Source organism: Ferrovibrio sp. (assembly GCF_017994015.1).
Taxonomy (GTDB): Bacteria; Pseudomonadota; Alphaproteobacteria; order Ferrovibrionales; family Ferrovibrionaceae; genus Ferrovibrio.
In genome coordinates this window covers 179,607-194,718 of sequence record NZ_JAGOLP010000003.1, presented here as the reverse complement: position 1 = coordinate 194,718, position 15,112 = coordinate 179,607, and the positions used below count along the sequence as shown (strand labels likewise).

The window sequence follows — 15,112 nt, the reverse complement described above, 5'->3', positions numbered from 1 at the left end:
ATTGCGAGAGACACTATGCGAATACTGCTCCCGATGCCCGGCAACGAAGCGCTGGCCGCCGATCTGGCCCGGCTTGGCGGCCACAGGCTTGGCCGCATCGAAACCCGCCGCTTTCCCGATGGCGAAAGCTATCTGCGGCTGCTGGATGATGTGGCCGGGCTTGATGTTGAGCTGGTTGCTTCGCTGGCCCGGCCCGATGCGGATTTTCTGGCGCTGATCTTTGCGGCCGATGCGGCACGTGATCTGGGCGCGGCATCTGTCGGACTGATCGCGCCCTATCTGGCCTATATGCGGCAGGATATACGTTTCAAATCGGGTGAAGCAATTTCCTCGCGCAGTTTTGCTAGGCTGCTGTCATCCAGTTTTGACCGGCTGCTCACCATCGATCCGCATTTGCATCGCTATCCGGCTTTGGATGCGCTTTATACGATGCCAGCGCAAGCGCTACAGGCGGCGCCGTTGCTTGCGGATTGGATCGCCGCTGAAGTGACCGCGCCGCTGCTGGTTGGGCCGGATGCGGAAAGTGAGCAATGGGTTGCTGCCGTGGCAGCACGGGCCGGCGCGCCGCATATGGTTTTGCAAAAAGTCCGCCATGGCGACCGCAATGTGGCGATCACCATGCCCGATCTTTCGGCCTGGCGCGGCCATCAGCCGGTGCTGGTGGATGACATCGCCTCTTCCGGCCGCACCTTGATTGAGGCGGCGCAATTGCTCACCGGGCAGGGCCTGCCCAGGCCGGTCTGCGCCGTGGTGCATGCCCTGTTTGCCGAGGATGCCTATGCGCAATTGCAGGCGGCCGCCAGCCGCATCGTTTCCTGCGACACGGTGCAGCATCCAAGCAACGCCATTCCTGTGGCATCCCTGCTGGCGGCGGCTTTGCGCTAACTCTTGATGGCGCGGCCGATCAGCACCAGCACCGGGCCGGGCAGGTTGGCTTCGCGCAGGCGCTGCGGCAGATCGGCCAGTGTGCCATGCAGCACAAGCTGGCTCGGCAACGAAACATCCATCACCGCCACGGCCGGCGTATCATCGGCCAAGCCCTTGCCGCGCAGCATCGCCGCCAGCGGTGCAAAACTGCTTTTCGCCATGTAAACCACCGTGGTGGCCACCGGGTCGGCCAGCGCCTGCCAGTCGAAATCCTGTGGCAGCGCGCCGGTGCGGTCATGGCCGGTGACAAATTGCAGCCGCCGGGCAAAGTCGCGATGTGTCAGCGATACTGAAAGCGCGGCGCCGGCTGCCTGGGCTGAAGTGACGCCGGGAATGATCTCCACCGTTATGCCGGCGGCTTGCGCGGCGGCAATCTCCTCGCCGGCACGGCCGAAGATCAGCGGGTCGCCGCCCTTCAGCCGCAGCACATGGCGGCCGGCGCGGGCATGCTGCACCAGCAGGGCGTTGATATCCGTTTGCCGGATTGACGGACCATGGCCTTTTTTGCCGACAAATATCCGTTCGGCTTCGGGCGGCGCCAGTGCCAGGATGGCCGGTGAAACCAGGGCGTCATGCAGGATCACCTCGGCGCTTTGTATGGCGCGCAGGGCCTTCAGCGTCAGCAGATCGGGATCGCCCGGCCCGGCGCCAGCCAGGGTGATGCGGCCAAGTTTGTTTGCTTCAACCAACATCAAGCGCCACCGCATGAAAGAAACTGCCGCTGACCTGGCCCAGCCTTTGCCCAACCGGGCCCAGTGCTGTGCCATTCGCATCCCAGGCCTGGCCCAGCGGTGCGGCATCGCCCATCTGCTGGATCGTGGCATAGTGGAATTCATGGCCGCGCAGCAGCGTGCCGGCCCGGCCAATCGGCGCATCGGCGGCCAGCCTGATGGCGCGATAGCCCAGATGCAGTTTGCGCTTGGCAAAGGATGTCACCAGCGGCAGCAAACTGGCCATCGGCCAGGCCTGGCCATCGGCGGCAATAATCGCCTGGCCCAAGGCCATGTAGCCGCCGCATTCGCCATGCACCGGCCGGCTCTCGGCAAAATGCCGCAAACCGGCAAGGAAGCCGGCATTGCTGCTTAAACGCCCGGCATGCAATTCGGGATAGCCGCCCGGCAGCCAGCAGCAATCCGCCGCTGCATCGGGCGCCTGATCGGCCAGCGGCGAGAAAGGCAGGATTTCCGCGCCCAGGCAGCGCCACAGCGTCAGCAGATGCGGATAGGCAAAGGAAAAGGCTACATCATTGGCAAAGGCGATGCGCTGGCCCGGCGGTGGCAGCGCCACGATAGCGTCATCGTTTGCCGGCAGGGTCAGCTTTGCCGTTGCCGCCAGCACGGCATCCAGGTCAATCGCCTGTTCGATGGCGTCGGCCAGTTTTTCCACGATACGTGCCGCCTCAGGCAGTTCATCCGCCTGCACCAGACCAAGATGGCGTTCCGGCAGGGCCGGCACGCCGCCGCGAAGCAGGCCGCCGAAAACCGGCAACCCGGCCTGCGCCAGGCCACGTTGCGCCAGATCGCGATGGCGTTCGCTGGCCAGGTTGCTCAGGACCACGCCGGCCACCTGGATGCCCGGATCAAACTGGCTGAAACCCAGCGCCACCGCCCCGGCGGATTGCGCCTGGCCGCTGGTATCCAGCACCAGCAGCACCGGCAGGCCAAAACGGCGCGCGATATCGGCCGAGGCGCCGTTGCCGGCAGCACCGGGCTGCGCCACGCCGTCAAACAGCCCCATCGAGGCTTCCACCAGCACCAGGTCAACACCATCGCGGGTGCCTTGCGCCAGATGCGCGTCCAGCAGCGCCGGCGCCATGCACCAGCTATCCAGGTTCAGGCTGACATGGCCGGTGGCAACCCGATGGAATACCGGATCGATATAATCCGGGCCGCATTTGAAGCCGGCCACGCGCAGGCCGCGCTTGGCAAAGGCGCGCAGCAGGCCCAGGGTCAGCGTGGTCTTGCCCGAGCCGGAGCGTGGCGCCGCTATCATCAGACCGCGCATGCTATCAGTCCTGACATGGGCGCCTCGCTTCAAATCCGGCTTTGCGGTAAAACCCGGCATCATGCAAGCTGCACCCCTGCGCACCGGCTGGACCACGGGAAGCTGCGCCACTGCTGCCGCCACGGCGGCGCTGGCGGGCTTGGCTACTGGTGAATGCCTTGATCCGGTCAGCATCCGGCTGCCGGGCGGGCAAACCCCCAGTTTCAGCCTGGCGCGTTGTGCCATCGGCCCGGATTGGGCCTTTGCCGCCGTGGTGAAGGATGCCGGCGACGATCCCGACGTGACGCATCAGGCGCTGATCTGCGCCAAGCTGTGGCGCGGCGCGCCCGGCAGCGGTGTGCAATTCCGTGCCGGAGAAGGGGTAGGCACGGTAACCCGGCCCGGCCTGCCGCTGCCGGTGGGCGAGCCGGCAATCAATCCGGTGCCGCGCCAGATGATGCGGGATAATCTCGGCGCCCTGGCGGCAGCCCTGGGCGTGGCCGCCGATCTGGTGGTGGAGATCTCGATTCCCGGCGGCGAGGCGCTGGCGCAGCGCACGCTCAATCCGCGCCTGGGCATTGTCGGCGGCCTTTCGGTGCTGGGCACCACCGGCATCGTGGTGCCGTTTTCCTGCGCCGCCTGGATTCATTCGATCCATCGCGGCATCGATGTGGCGCGTGCCAGCGGCCTGCGCCATGTTGCCGGCGCCACCGGCAATGTCTCGGAAAGCAGCATCCAGCGCTTGCATGGCCTGCCCGATCCGGCGCTGATCGAGATGGGTGATTTTGCCGGCGGCATGCTGAAATACCTGCGCCGCCATCCGGTGCCGCGCATCAGCATTGCCGGCGGTTTTGCCAAGATGACCAAGCTGGCCCAGGGGCTGCTTGATCTGCATTCGCGCGCCGGCGCGGTTGATCTGGCCTTCATGGCGCAACTGGCGGCCGAGGCTGGTGCCGGGCCGGATCTGTGCCAGGCCATTGCCCAGGCCAACACCGCCAAACATGCCCTCGATCTGGCCGAAGCCATCGCCCCGGCGCTGGCCGCCCAGGTGGCCGAACGCGCCTGGCACACGGCGGCGGCGGTGCTGGATGGCACCGGCATGGAGCTGGAAATCCTGGTCACCGACCGCGACGGCCGACCGGTGGCGCAACGGCCGTTTCAAGCCTGCTGAGCTCATCGATAGCGCCTGTGATAATCGGGATCGTAGAGCGCTGAATCGCGGAAATCCTCGGCTGCCAGCACGCGCCCCACCAGGATCAGCGCCGTGCGCTCCATCGGCGCCGCCTCGGCCTGGGCCAGAATATCGCCCAGCATGCCACGCAGGATGCGCTGATCCGGCCAGGAAGCGCGGTACACTATCGCCACCGGGCAATCCGCGCCGAGCAACGGCGTCAGTTCCGCCACCAGCTTGCCCAGATTGTGGATCGACAGGTGCAGCGCCAAGGTGGCGCCGGTGCGGGCAAAGGCCGCCAGTTCCTCGCCCGCCGGCATGGCCGAGGCGCGGCCGCCGCTACGCGTCAGCACCAGGCTTTGCGCCACTTCGGGCAGGGTCAGTTCCTGGCCCAAAGCAGCAGCGGCGGCGGCAAAGCTCGGCACGCCCGGGGTGATGCTGTAGGGGATGTTGTGCTTGCGCAGCCGGCGCAATTGTTCGCCCAACGCCGACCATACCGAAAGGTCGCCGGAATGCAGCCGGGCGACATCCTGGCCGGCTTGATGCGCTGCCACAAATTCCGCCTCGATGCGATCCAGATCAAGCGGCGCGGTATCGATGATGCGGGCATCGGCCGGGCAGTAGCGCAGGATTTCCGCCGGCACCAGCGAGCCGGCATAGAGGCAGACCGGGCAGGCGGCGATCAGGTCGCGGCCACGCAGGGTCAGAAGATCGGGTGCGCCGGGGCCGGCGCCGATGAAATGCACGGTCATGATGATGGCTTCTCTAACGCGATAGCGCAGCTTGCCCGTGGGCTCAGGCGGCGCGGCGCCAGCAAGGCTGCATCCGGCCCCAGCGCGGCCAGGGCGGCGGTTTCCGCCAGCGAGGGCAGGCCATACGCCCGCAAAGCGGCCTCTGAGCGGCTCAAGGCGCGCGGGCTGGCGGCCTGCAAGGCAGCCAGCGGCAGCAGCCGCAGGGTCAGGCCAAGTTGCGCGGCGGCAGCCGTAATGGCCAGCAGACCAGGTTTATCCTGCAAACTGGCGATCACCGCCACTTGTGCAGGCGCCAGATGCAAAGCCGCCAGCGTGGTCTGCGCCAGGGCGATGATTTCAGCGGCCTCGCAGCCGGCGCGGCAGCCGATGCCCAGGGCGATCATTTGTCCAGGCTCCAATGCAGCACCGGCATGGCCGGGCGCCAGCCGGTAACGCCGCCCACCGGGCTGGCACGTTCCAGCCCCAGGCGGATCAATTGCCCGCCCCAGCGCTGATAGGCAGCCAGCAAAGCCGCCTCGGTTTCCAGTGTCACGGCATTGGCCACCAACCGGCCGCCGGGGCGCAACCGTTGCCACAAAAGCTCGATCAGGCCGGGCGCGGCGCCGCCGCCACCGATGAAAATCGCATCCGGCGCCGGCAGATCATCCAGCCCGGCCGGGGCCTCGGCTTCGATCACGCGCAAATGCGGCACGCCCAGGCGCAAGGCATTGCGCCGGGCACGCGCCGCCCGTTCGGCATCGCGTTCCAGCCCGATGGCCTGATTGGCCGGATCGGCCAGCAGCCATTCAATCGCCACCGAGCCGGCGCCAAGGCCGATATCCCACAGCAATTCGCCGCGCCGTGGCGCCAGGGATGAAAGAGTGACGGCGCGGATTTCGCGCTTGGTCAATTGCCCGTCATGTTCAAACAGGTCATCGGCCAGGCCGAAGCCGCGCGGCAGGGCACGGCGATGGCTGGCGGCATCTGCCGGCAAGGCGAGTGCAACACAATTCAGCGCCGCGATGTCTTCCAGGGCAAATCCAGCCGCTGTTGTCTGGCTTATCCGTTCATGCGGCCCGCCCAGCCGCTCCAGCACGGTCAGTTGTGCATCCTGCCAGCCATGGTCGCAGAGCAGGGCAGCAATGGCGGCGGGTGTGCCGGCATCCCTGCACAGCGCAATCAGCCTGGCACCAGGTTGCAGATGCGGCAGCAGATGCGGCAATGGCCGGCTGTTCAGGCCCAGCGTTATTGTATCCTGCAAGGCCCAGCCCAGCCGCGCGGCAGCCAGCGAAAACGCCGATGCTGCCGGCAACACAAGCATCTCGTTGGCCGGAATGCTGCGCGCCAGGGTGGCGCCGATGCCATAGGTGAAAGGGTCTCCGCTGGCCAGCACGCAGACCGGCTTTGGCTTCCAGGCCAGCAAAGTGGCGGCGATGTCGCCCAAAGGTGTTGGCCAGACCTGGCTTTCGCCCTGGATCAGTGGTTGCGCCAAGTCCAGATGGCGCTGGCCGCCGATCACCAAAGCGGCTTCCGTCAGACGTTGCCGGGCAACGGGATTCAGGCCATCCAGGCCGTCCTCGCCGATGCCAAGAATGCTGAGCCATGCTAAAGCATCAGCCATGCGCATCCTCATTCTTGGCGGCACCAGCGAAGCCAGCGAACTGGTAAAGCTTCTGGCCGAAGAATCGTTTTTCCAGGCCACCTTGTCGCTGGCCGGCCGCACGCGGCAGCCGCAAGTAGCGGCCGGCATAAGCCACCGCATCGGCGGTTTTGGCGGTGTTGCCGGCCTGGTGCAATGGCTGCGGGCGCAGCATATCGCTGCCCTGGTGGATGCCACCCATCCTTTTGCCCGTGTGATGCCGTTTCATGCCGCCGAAGCGGCCGCCATCTGCGGCATACCGATCCTGGCTTTGCGCCGCCCAGCCTGGCAGGCCGGACCTGGGGATGACTGGCGTGAATTCGATGACCATGCCGGCATCATCGCCGCTTTGGGCGCTGCGCCGCGGCGGGTTTTCCTCACCGTCGGCCGGTTGGAAGTGCCGGCCTATGCCACTGCGCCACAGCATTTTTATCTGGTGCGCAGCATTGATCCGGTTGTGCCGCAGCCATTGCCCGAAGCGGCCTGGCTCACCGAACGCGGGCCATTTGATCTCGATCACGAACTCGGCCTGCTGCGCCAACATTGTATTGACGCTGTGGTGAGCAAAAATTCCGGCGGTTTCGCTACCGAGGCCAAGCTGCTGGCGGCGCGAAGCCTGGGCCTGCCGGTTTTGCTGTTGCGCCGGCCGCAGAAGCCAGCCTTGCCGGTGGCCGCCACTGCTGCCGCGGCGCTGGACTGGTTGCGCGCGCTGCATCCTTGACGCCGTCATGGGTAATGCCGGGGGGTGTAGACCAGCGGCGCCCGGCCCGGCCGGGCAATCAGCCGCGTGGTGCTGCTGCCCACCAGCAGCAGGCAACGCATATCCACATCAGCCGGGTTCAATCCGCCTAGGCTGGTGATCGACACACGCTCATCGGCGCCGCCAATATCGCGCGCAATCATCGCCACGGTTTCATCACCCCTGCCCTGGCGCAGGCAGGCAAGCGCCCATTCAAGCTGCTGCCGCCTGGTCTGCGAGGCCGGATTGTAAAGCGCCAGCGCCAGATCGCCGTGATTGGCGGCTTGCAGCCGGCGTTCAATGATGCTCCAGGGTTTCAGCCGGTCAGACAGCGACAGGACACAGAAATCATGTCCCAAAGGCGCGCCCAGCCGCGCCGCCGCCGCCAGCATCACGCTCAGGCCAGGCAATACCAGCACATCCAGGTCGCGCCAGGCGGCTTCGCCCTGGTCGATGGCTTCGAATACCGCGCTGGCCATGCCGAAGATGCCGGCATCGCCGCCTGATACCATTGCCACCCGGGCGCCGCTGGCGGCCAGCTGCAAGGCGGCGCGGGCGCGCAGCAATTCGTCGCCATTGTCGCTTGCATGGCGCTGGGCAGTGATCGTCGCCGGCAGCCGCGCGATATAGGGCGTGTAGCCAAAAATATGCTCGGCTTCGGCCAAGGCGGCTTCCACTTCCGGGGTGCGCCAGGCCAGCGGCCCGGGACCAAGGCCGAGGATGCGTAAGTGGCCGGTGCTTGTCATAACCGCCGCCCCTGGCCCGGCACCAGGATCAGCGAGAAATACGGCGCCTTGTCATCGGGTTTGTCGGCCAGCGGGATGATCTTCTCCGCCTGCATGGTGCCGTATTCCACATAGATGGCGCGCTGCTCCAGGCCATTGGCGCGCAAGGCGCGGCGCACATGCGGCAGGTTGCGGCCCAACTTCATGATCACCGCCGCATCGGTGCGGCCCAGCCGTTCGGTCAATTCGGCTTCGGGCAAGGTGCCGGGCAGCACGGTCAGGATATCGTCACCCCAGGTGATCGGCTGGCCGGCATTGGTCCAACTGCCTGCCATGGCGGGGATGCCCGGAATCACACGGGTTGGGAAGCGCGTCACCAGGCGATGATACAGATGCATGAACGAGCCGTAGAAAAACGGATCGCCGGCACACAGCACGGCCACATCCCGGCCCTCTGCCAGATGCTGCGCGATGCGGTTGCTGGATGCGGCATAGAAGTCGGCAATCGGCTCGGAATAGCGCGGGTCGTCCACCGGATATTCGGTGGTCACCGGATAGATCAGCGGCATCTCCAGATGGCCCGGCCGCAGCAGCTTTTCGGCAATGCCATAAGCATGGCTGCGGGCGCCGGCCTTGGAAAACCAGGCAACAATTGGCGCCTCGGCCAGCACACGGGCGGCTTTCAGCGTCACCAATTCGGGATCGCCGGGGCCAAGGCCAACGCCATAAATGCAGCCGGTCATAGTTCACTCTCCTGTGCCAGCGCATTCACCGCCGCCACCGCGATGGCGCTGCCGCCACGCCGGCCATGCAGGGCCAGGAAAGGCAGGCGGCCATCCTCGATCAAGGCCTGTTTCGATTCCACGGCACCAACAAAGCCCACCGGCAGACCCAGCACGATGGCTGGCCGTGCTGCGCCGGCATCCAGCATGTCGAGCAGGTGAAACAAGGCCGTGGGGGCATTGCCGATCACCACCACGGCGCCGGCCATACGGTCGCGCCATAATTCCAGCGCCGCTGCCGAGCGTGTATTGCCAAGCTGGCGCGCCAGGGCCGGCACTGCCGGGTCGGCCAGGGTGCAGATCACCTCATTATTGGCCGGCAGGCGGGCGCGGGTGATGCCGCTGGCCACCATCTTGGCATCGCAGAGTATCGGTGCGCCGGCTTGCAGCGCCTGCCGGGCTAGCGCCACGGCGCCGGGCGAAAACACGATATCGGCGGCAATCTCCACCATGCCGCAGGCATGGATCATGCGCACCGCCACCACTTCCTCCTCTGCGCTGAAACGCCCTAGGTTGGCTTCGGCCCGGATGGTGGCGAAGGATTGCCGATAGATCGCAGCCCCATCGCGGATATAGCTACGCAGGTTGGTCATGATGGCAGCATGGCTAAAAGTTGGTCCGGTTGCAGGGTGTTGTATGGCAGGGCGGCATCGGCAGCGCTGTCAAAACCCAGGCCATAACTCTGCCGGGCCTGGGCCACGATCACCCGCGCCGCCGGCCCACCATGGGCGCAGCCCTTGGCACAGCCGGCGATATGGGTGATGCCGCCATCCTGCGGCAGATGCGGTGCCAGCCTGGCGGCGAGTTGCCTGGTATCGCCCAGGCCGCTGGCGCAATGCGGTGCGCCAGGGCAGACTTGGATCATCCGCCTGGGATCGGCAGCGTCGGCGATGAAACCAGCGGCTTGGGCTGCGCGGCAGGCGGCCGGCACGGCATCTGGCGCCAGGCCGGGCAGCAGGATCAGGCGCCAGGGTGCCAGGCGGATTTGCCCATTGCCATATTGCTCACTCAGATCGGCCAGGCGGTTCAGCATGGCGGCATCCAGGCTGCCATAAGGTGGTGCCAGGGCCAGCACATGGCAGGCGGCCAGATAACCCGGTGCCGCCACGGCTGCTGGCGGTGGCAAGCGCCGCCGCGGTTGCGTGGCGCAGTGCTGAATTGCTGCTGCAATTGCCGCTGCATCAAATGGCGGCCGGCAATGCAGGTCGGCGGGCAGATGCAGCGGCCATACACCGCCGCCATCCAGCAGGCAGAGAAATTTTACCGGCAGCACAACATCCCGCAGCAGAAGTTCCACAGCATCGGCCATAGCCCAGAGGCCATCAGCGCAACTGGAGTCCAGACCGGCCAAGGGGCTGGTCAGGATTGCTGCCGCCGGCGCATCGGCGATGCCGCGTGCTTCCAGCGCGGCCAGCATTGCATCGTAATGTTCCGGCCGGATGCCGCGCAGTTGCAGGTTGCCGCGTTGCGTCAGGTCAAGCTGGCCATTGCCATACTGCACGGCCAGCATGGCCAGGTGGCGCGCCAGATCGGCGGGCAATTGGCCGTGGCGCAGATGCGGCCGCAGCAGCAGACCGTCGCCGCTGGCCATCGGGCGCCGCGCGGTCGGGCACCAGCCTTTTGGTGCCGGCTTCATGGCGCGGCCTCCAGCGGCTGCGCCAATTCGCGCCACACGGCATTGCGGCGCGGATTCCACAGGCCGCGCCGGATCGCCTCGGCGAAACGCGCCTGCATCGCCGCTTGTGCCGCCGGATTATGCTGCGCCAGGAAATCACTCACCTCGGGCGCGCTGCAATAGGCCGCATACAGCGCCTCGAACTGCCCGGGCTGCACCGCATCGGTGCTGGCGGCAAAGGCAAAGAGCTGATCCACGGTATCGGCCAGCGCGGCGCCGCCGGCATAGCCATGGCGCATCTGGCCGGCAATCCAATGCGGATTGAGTGCGCGCGCCTGCAAGGTCAGTGAAATCTCTTCCGCCAGGCTGCGCACCTTCAGCGCCGTCACCCGGCTGCTATCAACATGATACAGCGCCGGCCTGGCGCCCAGTGCAGCAGCAGCAGCGGCAAAGCCGCCTTCAGCATCGGCGAAATCGGCATGGCTCAGCACGTCGCTGATACGCTGGTCCTGCATATGGATCAGGGCATCGCTGCTGCTGATCCGTTGCTCCAGTGCGGCTTGCTGTGGCTGGCCGAAGGCATCGCGGCCATAGGCATAGCGCGAGGCGGCGATATAGGCGGCGCCCAGTTCATCGCGTTGTTGCCAGGTGCCACGATCCAGCATGTCGGTCAGCCCGGCGCCAAAGGCCTGCGGTGCATTGCCGAAGATACGCCAGGTGGCGGCGCGCAGGGCCTCACCCTCCAGGCCGCGTGTGGCGCCGGCCAGGGGATTGACATCATCCGGCTCGGCCAGCCGCGCCACAGCGCGCACCGCATCATCAAACAGCGTGATGATGGTGGCGAAGATATCGCGGAACAGGCCTGAAATGCGCAGGCAGACATCGACACGCGGCCATTGCATGGCCTCGGGCGCCAGAATTTCAAAGCCATCGACCCGGCCGGTAGCGGTATTCCAGCGCGGCATCACCCCCATCAGGCACAAAGCCTGGGCAATTTCGTCGCCGCCATTACGCAGGCTGGCGGAACCCCATAGGTCCAGCATCACCCGGCGCGGCCAGTCGCCATGATCCTGAAGATAGCGGCGCACAAATTCCGCCGCCGCGCGTTGGCCGATGACATGGGCGGTTGGCGTGGGCAGCAGGCGCGGATCAACGCTCACCATATTGGTGCCGGTGGGCAGGATATCGAGCCGGCCGCGCACCGGCGAACCGCCCGGGCCGGGTGCCACAAAGCCGGCGGAAAGCGCTGTCAGCAGGCCATGCGCCTCATTGGCGGCGGCTTCGCGCAGCCTTGCTGCGATTGCCATCTGATCCGCCGCGCCACCGGCGGCTTCCGCCATCGCCGCCGCCATGCTGGCCAGTTGTTCGGGTGGTGGTGACTGGCCAAAAATATGCAGGCCGTCGCCGACACGCTGCTCCTTGATGTCGCAAAGCTGGGTCTCCAGCAGCGCCAGCACGGCTTCCTCGTCGGCATCGGCCTCGGTTGCGCCTGGCAGGCCGGCCTGACGCGCCCGCGCCACGATCTCGCCCCGCAGGTGCCGCATGCGGCGCGCATCCAGCCCGTCGGCGGCGCTGTATTCGTCCACCAGCATTTCCAGCTCGGCCAGGCCCGGCGCCAGGGTTACCGGCGCCAGCGGCGGCGTCAGATGGCTCAGTGTCACAGCAGCCAGGCGCCGCTTGGCCTGGGCGGCCTCGCCGGGATCGCAGACGATGTAGGGATAAACCACCGGCAGCGGGCCAAGCGCGGCTTCCGGCGCGCAGGCCGTTGATAAAGCCACATTCTTGCCCGGCAGCCATTCCAGATTGCCATGGGTGCCGAGATGGATCAGCGCATCGATGCTAGCCACATCGCGCAGCCACCAATAAAACGCCAGATAGCCATGGCGCGGCGGCAGCGCAGGATCGTGATAATCGCTGCGCCGGTCGGCTTTGCCGCCACGATCCGGTTGCAAGGCTGCCACCAGATGGCCCAGCCGTGCCACCTGGATGCGGAAGCCTTGCGGCATGTGGTCGGCATCCTGTTCCGGCTCACCCCATGCGGCGCATATCGCATCACGCAGGCTGGCCGGCAGCGCGGCCAGGCGTTGGTGATAGCGCGTCAGCGGATAGAATTCGGTCTCGCCCAGGCGGGTCATCAAGGCTGCAGCATCGGGCGGCAGATCGCCAAGCATATAGCCGGCGCCATGCAGCAGATGCAGGATTTCCAGCGCGCTTTGCGGCGCATCCAGGCCCACGGCATAACCCTGGCGGCCCTGGCGGTCGGGATAATCCGATAGCACAAGCCCCAGTCGGCGTTGCCGTGGCGCGGTTTTGCCAAGCCTGACCCAGGCTTGTGCCAGATCGGCGACATAGGCGATGCGGTCAGGCAATGGAATATGCGCGATGCGGCGGTATTGCGTGGCGGCATCAAAGCCGGCTTCGCCCTTGAACGAAACCGCGCGGGTGAATATCCGCCCATCAGCTTCCGGCAGCACCACATGCATCGCCAGGTCGCTGGCAGATAAACCGCGCGTCGAGGCTGCCCAGGCCGCTTCCGGCGTATTGGCCAGGGCGCATTGCAGGATCGGCACACCATAATCGGCCAGCGGATGCAGGCCGTCGCCGGCAGAAAACGCTGTGGCATCCAGGATCACATCCGGTGCCGCATCGCCGATGATGGTGCGCAAGCCGGCCAGAGCAACCTTGTCCTTCAGGCTGGTAAGCATGCAGGCGCGCGCTTCCAGGCCGCGTTCGGCCAGGGCCAGCACCAGCGCATCAATCGGCGCGGTATCGGCAGCCAGATAATGCGAGCGGTAGAATAACAGCAAGGCTTGGCCCAGGCACGGCACCTTGGCAGATTCGGCGCGATAAAGCCCCGCCGGCGGTACGGCTACCGCAACCGGAGGCGCGGGCGTTTCACCACACGCCAGGCTGCGCAGCAGATGCAGCAGGGTGGCAATGTTGGCTGTGCCGCCATGATCAAAGCAGGCTTGCGCCGCGCCCGTCAGTGCCGGTGCCACGGTGGAAAGTGCGGTCAGGCGTTCATCATGCCGGCCATCACCGCTCAGAAGCAGCAGCGCAATCCCGCGCTCGCGCGCCAGCCGGGCCAGTTCCTCGGCGCCATAAGGCCACCAATCATGCCCGCCCAGCAGGCGCGCCAGGATCACCTTGGCCTGGCTCGCTACCTGCTCGATGTAGAGGTCAACCGATAGCGGATGCCGCATCGGTGCCAGATTGGTCAGGGCCAGACTGGGCGATGCGGCAGGGTCGGCATTATAAGCGGCGGCTATGCCGGCGAGATCGGAATCGGTGAAGGACAGCACCAGAATGTCAGCCGGTTGCTGCTCCGGGTTGACCGGTGCATCCTCGGCATCCAGGGCCTGGGCGTGCCTAACCGACAGATGCAAGTGCAACTCCCTCAATCTGGCCACGAATCGCGGCCTGGTCGAAGCCTTTCAGGCCGATCAGCACCAGGCGGCCTTCATTGCCTTGGGCTGCACCGTCAAAATGGCCTGAAACACGCGGGCCGACCGCCTGCGCCAGATAGCGCATCGGCTTGCCGACCACGCGCAGATAGCCTTTGGCGCGCAACACATTATGGCGTTCCGCCAGATCGCCCAAAGCTTGTAACAGGGCCAACGGATCAGCCAGGGCGGGCAGATCCAGCACCATGGTTTCAAAATCCTCATGGTCATGCTCGGCCTCGGCATCATGATGCGAAGGGCGGTTGGCCAGATCGTCTTCTGCCGCGGCGCCCAGGCCCAGCAGCACAGCCGGCGCCACCGCGCCATGGCTGGCTTCGATGATCGGCACCGCCTGGCGCGCCAGTTCGGCGCGGATATTGCCGCGTACCCGTTCGCGCGCCGCAGCGTCCATCAGGTCGGTCTTGTTCAGGATCACCATGTCGGCGCAGAGCAGTTGATCCTCGTAAACCTCGGCCACCGGGTTATCGTGATCGATCAGGCCGATTTCGGCGCGTTGCTGGAGCAGGGTGGCGGCATCCTCGGCAAAGCGGCCATCGGCAACCGCCGGCCCATCCACCACGGCTATCACACCATCCACGGTCAGCCGGCTGCGGATTGCCGGCCAGTCGAAGGCTTTCACCAGCGGCTTGGGCAGGGCCAGGCCGGAGGTTTCGATCACGATATGGTCAAAGCGGCCGGGCAGCGCCAGCAGGCGCTCGATGGCGGGCAGAAAATCATCCGCCACGGTGCAGCAGATGCAGCCATTGGGCAATTCGATGATGGCTTCTTCCGGGCAATCGGTATTGCCGCAGGCTTTCAGGATAGCGCCATCCACACCCACATCGCCGAATTCATTGATCAGCAATGCAATGCGGCGGCCTTCGGCATGCTGCATCAGGTGACGGATCAACGAGGTTTTGCCGGCGCCGAGAAAGCCGGTGATGATGGTGCAGGGAATCTTTGCCGTGACGGCCATGACTTTATCCTTGTTGCGCCGGGGCGGGCGGCAGACGGGCAATGATGCCGGCGCGGATCGGCGCCGGACGCTGGCGCAGCGGCGTCACACCATCGGCTGCGGCGGCATATTGCGCCAGGTAATCCAGCAAAGCGGCGCCGTCGCGCACCGGTTCAAGATTGCCGATCACATAGCTCCATTTGCCCGGCGCCGAGACGGCGACGGTGCAGGGCCGTTTGCAGACCGAAAGGCAACTGGCGCCGTGCAGGCTGATTTGTGCATCTGCGGGGATGGCTGCGCTCAGCCAGGCCAGCATGTCCTGGCCGGGGCGTGCGCCAGTATCGCCAGGATGATCTGGCGGGCGGCAGGATGTGCAGACATGCAGGATGGTGGCCACCGACA

General features: G+C 66.1%; 15 protein-coding genes. 3 read left to right on the top strand and 12 right to left on the bottom strand.

Annotated features, from left to right (window positions below; genetic code table 11):
• Positions 1-15 precede the first annotated feature (15 nt).
• A complete protein-coding gene (locus KBB36_RS03820; protein ID WP_290977103.1) occupies positions 16-885 on the top strand; it encodes a ribose-phosphate pyrophosphokinase in 870 nt (289 codons plus the stop codon).
• Here the strand turns inward: KBB36_RS03820 and cobA are convergent.
• The gene (gene cobA / locus KBB36_RS03815; protein WP_290977100.1) at positions 882-1,619 is read right to left on the bottom strand and encodes a uroporphyrinogen-III C-methyltransferase; all 738 of its coding nucleotides are present in this window, start codon (positions 1,617-1,619) and stop codon (positions 882-884) included. The two genes, KBB36_RS03820 and cobA, sit on opposite strands and share 4 nt — an antisense overlap.
• Positions 1,609-2,931, bottom strand: coding sequence for a cobyrinate a,c-diamide synthase (locus tag KBB36_RS03810; RefSeq protein ID WP_290977098.1), 1,323 nt, complete (start codon positions 2,929-2,931; stop codon positions 1,609-1,611). The genes cobA and KBB36_RS03810 overlap by 11 nt, the downstream gene beginning before the upstream one ends.
• A 61-nt stretch (positions 2,932-2,992) precedes the next feature.
• Here KBB36_RS03810 and KBB36_RS03805 point away from each other — a divergent pair, with 61 nt between their 5' ends.
• Positions 2,993-4,081, top strand: coding sequence for a cobalt-precorrin-5B (C(1))-methyltransferase (locus KBB36_RS03805; protein WP_290977095.1), 1,089 nt, complete (start codon positions 2,993-2,995; stop codon positions 4,079-4,081).
• A 2-nt stretch (positions 4,082-4,083) separates the two neighbouring features.
• Here the strand turns inward: KBB36_RS03805 and cobM are convergent, their stop codons facing one another.
• The 3 genes from cobM to cbiE are packed head-to-tail and all read right to left on the bottom strand — an operon-like array spanning position 4,084 to position 6,439.
• Positions 4,084-4,833, bottom strand: coding sequence for a precorrin-4 C(11)-methyltransferase (cobM, locus tag KBB36_RS03800; protein WP_290977092.1), 750 nt, complete (start codon positions 4,831-4,833; stop codon positions 4,084-4,086).
• The gene (locus tag KBB36_RS03795) at positions 4,830-5,216 is read right to left on the bottom strand and encodes a cobalamin biosynthesis protein (protein ID WP_290977090.1); all 387 of its coding nucleotides are present in this window, start codon (positions 5,214-5,216) and stop codon (positions 4,830-4,832) included. Before KBB36_RS03795 ends, cobM begins: the two co-directional genes overlap by 4 nt.
• On the bottom strand, positions 5,213-6,439 hold the full coding sequence (cbiE, locus tag KBB36_RS03790; RefSeq protein WP_290977087.1) for a precorrin-6y C5,15-methyltransferase (decarboxylating) subunit CbiE: 1,227 nt from the start codon (positions 6,437-6,439) through the stop codon (positions 5,213-5,215). The genes KBB36_RS03795 and cbiE overlap by 4 nt, the downstream gene beginning before the upstream one ends.
• Here cbiE and KBB36_RS03785 point away from each other — a divergent pair.
• Positions 6,432-7,172: a cobalt-precorrin-6A reductase gene (locus KBB36_RS03785; protein ID WP_290977084.1), complete on the top strand. Its 741-nt coding sequence runs from the start codon at positions 6,432-6,434 to the stop codon at positions 7,170-7,172. The two genes, cbiE and KBB36_RS03785, sit on opposite strands and share 8 nt — an antisense overlap.
• A gap of 5 nt (positions 7,173-7,177) precedes the next feature.
• Here KBB36_RS03785 and cobJ read toward each other — a convergent pair whose 3' ends face one another.
• Genes cobJ through KBB36_RS03750 form a run of 7 tightly spaced genes read right to left on the bottom strand, consistent with a single transcriptional unit; the run spans position 7,178 to position 15,107 of the window.
• Positions 7,178-7,936, bottom strand: coding sequence for a precorrin-3B C(17)-methyltransferase (gene cobJ, locus KBB36_RS03780; protein WP_290977082.1), 759 nt, complete (start codon positions 7,934-7,936; stop codon positions 7,178-7,180).
• Positions 7,933-8,658 (bottom strand): precorrin-2 C(20)-methyltransferase, encoded by a 726-nt coding sequence (locus KBB36_RS03775; RefSeq protein WP_290977080.1) that lies wholly within the window; start codon positions 8,656-8,658, stop codon positions 7,933-7,935. Before KBB36_RS03775 ends, cobJ begins: the two co-directional genes overlap by 4 nt.
• Complete coding sequence (locus KBB36_RS03770; protein ID WP_366933167.1) at positions 8,655-9,281, bottom strand: precorrin-8X methylmutase; 627 nt, start codon at positions 9,279-9,281, stop codon at positions 8,655-8,657. Before KBB36_RS03770 ends, KBB36_RS03775 begins: the two co-directional genes overlap by 4 nt.
• A gap of 5 nt (positions 9,282-9,286) precedes the next feature.
• Positions 9,287-10,333: a hypothetical protein gene (locus KBB36_RS03765; protein WP_290977075.1), complete on the bottom strand. Its 1,047-nt coding sequence runs from the start codon at positions 10,331-10,333 to the stop codon at positions 9,287-9,289.
• Positions 10,330-13,698 carry a cobaltochelatase subunit CobN gene (gene cobN, locus KBB36_RS03760; protein WP_290977072.1) on the bottom strand — a complete coding sequence of 1,123 codons (3,369 nt, stop codon included), beginning with the start codon at positions 13,696-13,698 and terminating at the stop codon, positions 10,330-10,332. The genes KBB36_RS03765 and cobN overlap by 4 nt, the downstream gene beginning before the upstream one ends.
• Positions 13,682-14,731 (bottom strand): cobalamin biosynthesis protein CobW, encoded by a 1,050-nt coding sequence (gene cobW / locus KBB36_RS03755; protein ID WP_290977069.1) that lies wholly within the window; start codon positions 14,729-14,731, stop codon positions 13,682-13,684. Before cobW ends, cobN begins: the two co-directional genes overlap by 17 nt.
• Positions 14,732-14,735: 4 nt before the next feature.
• Positions 14,736-15,107, bottom strand: coding sequence for a DUF1636 domain-containing protein (locus tag KBB36_RS03750; protein ID WP_290977066.1), 372 nt, complete (start codon positions 15,105-15,107; stop codon positions 14,736-14,738).
• Positions 15,108-15,112 lie beyond the last annotated feature (5 nt).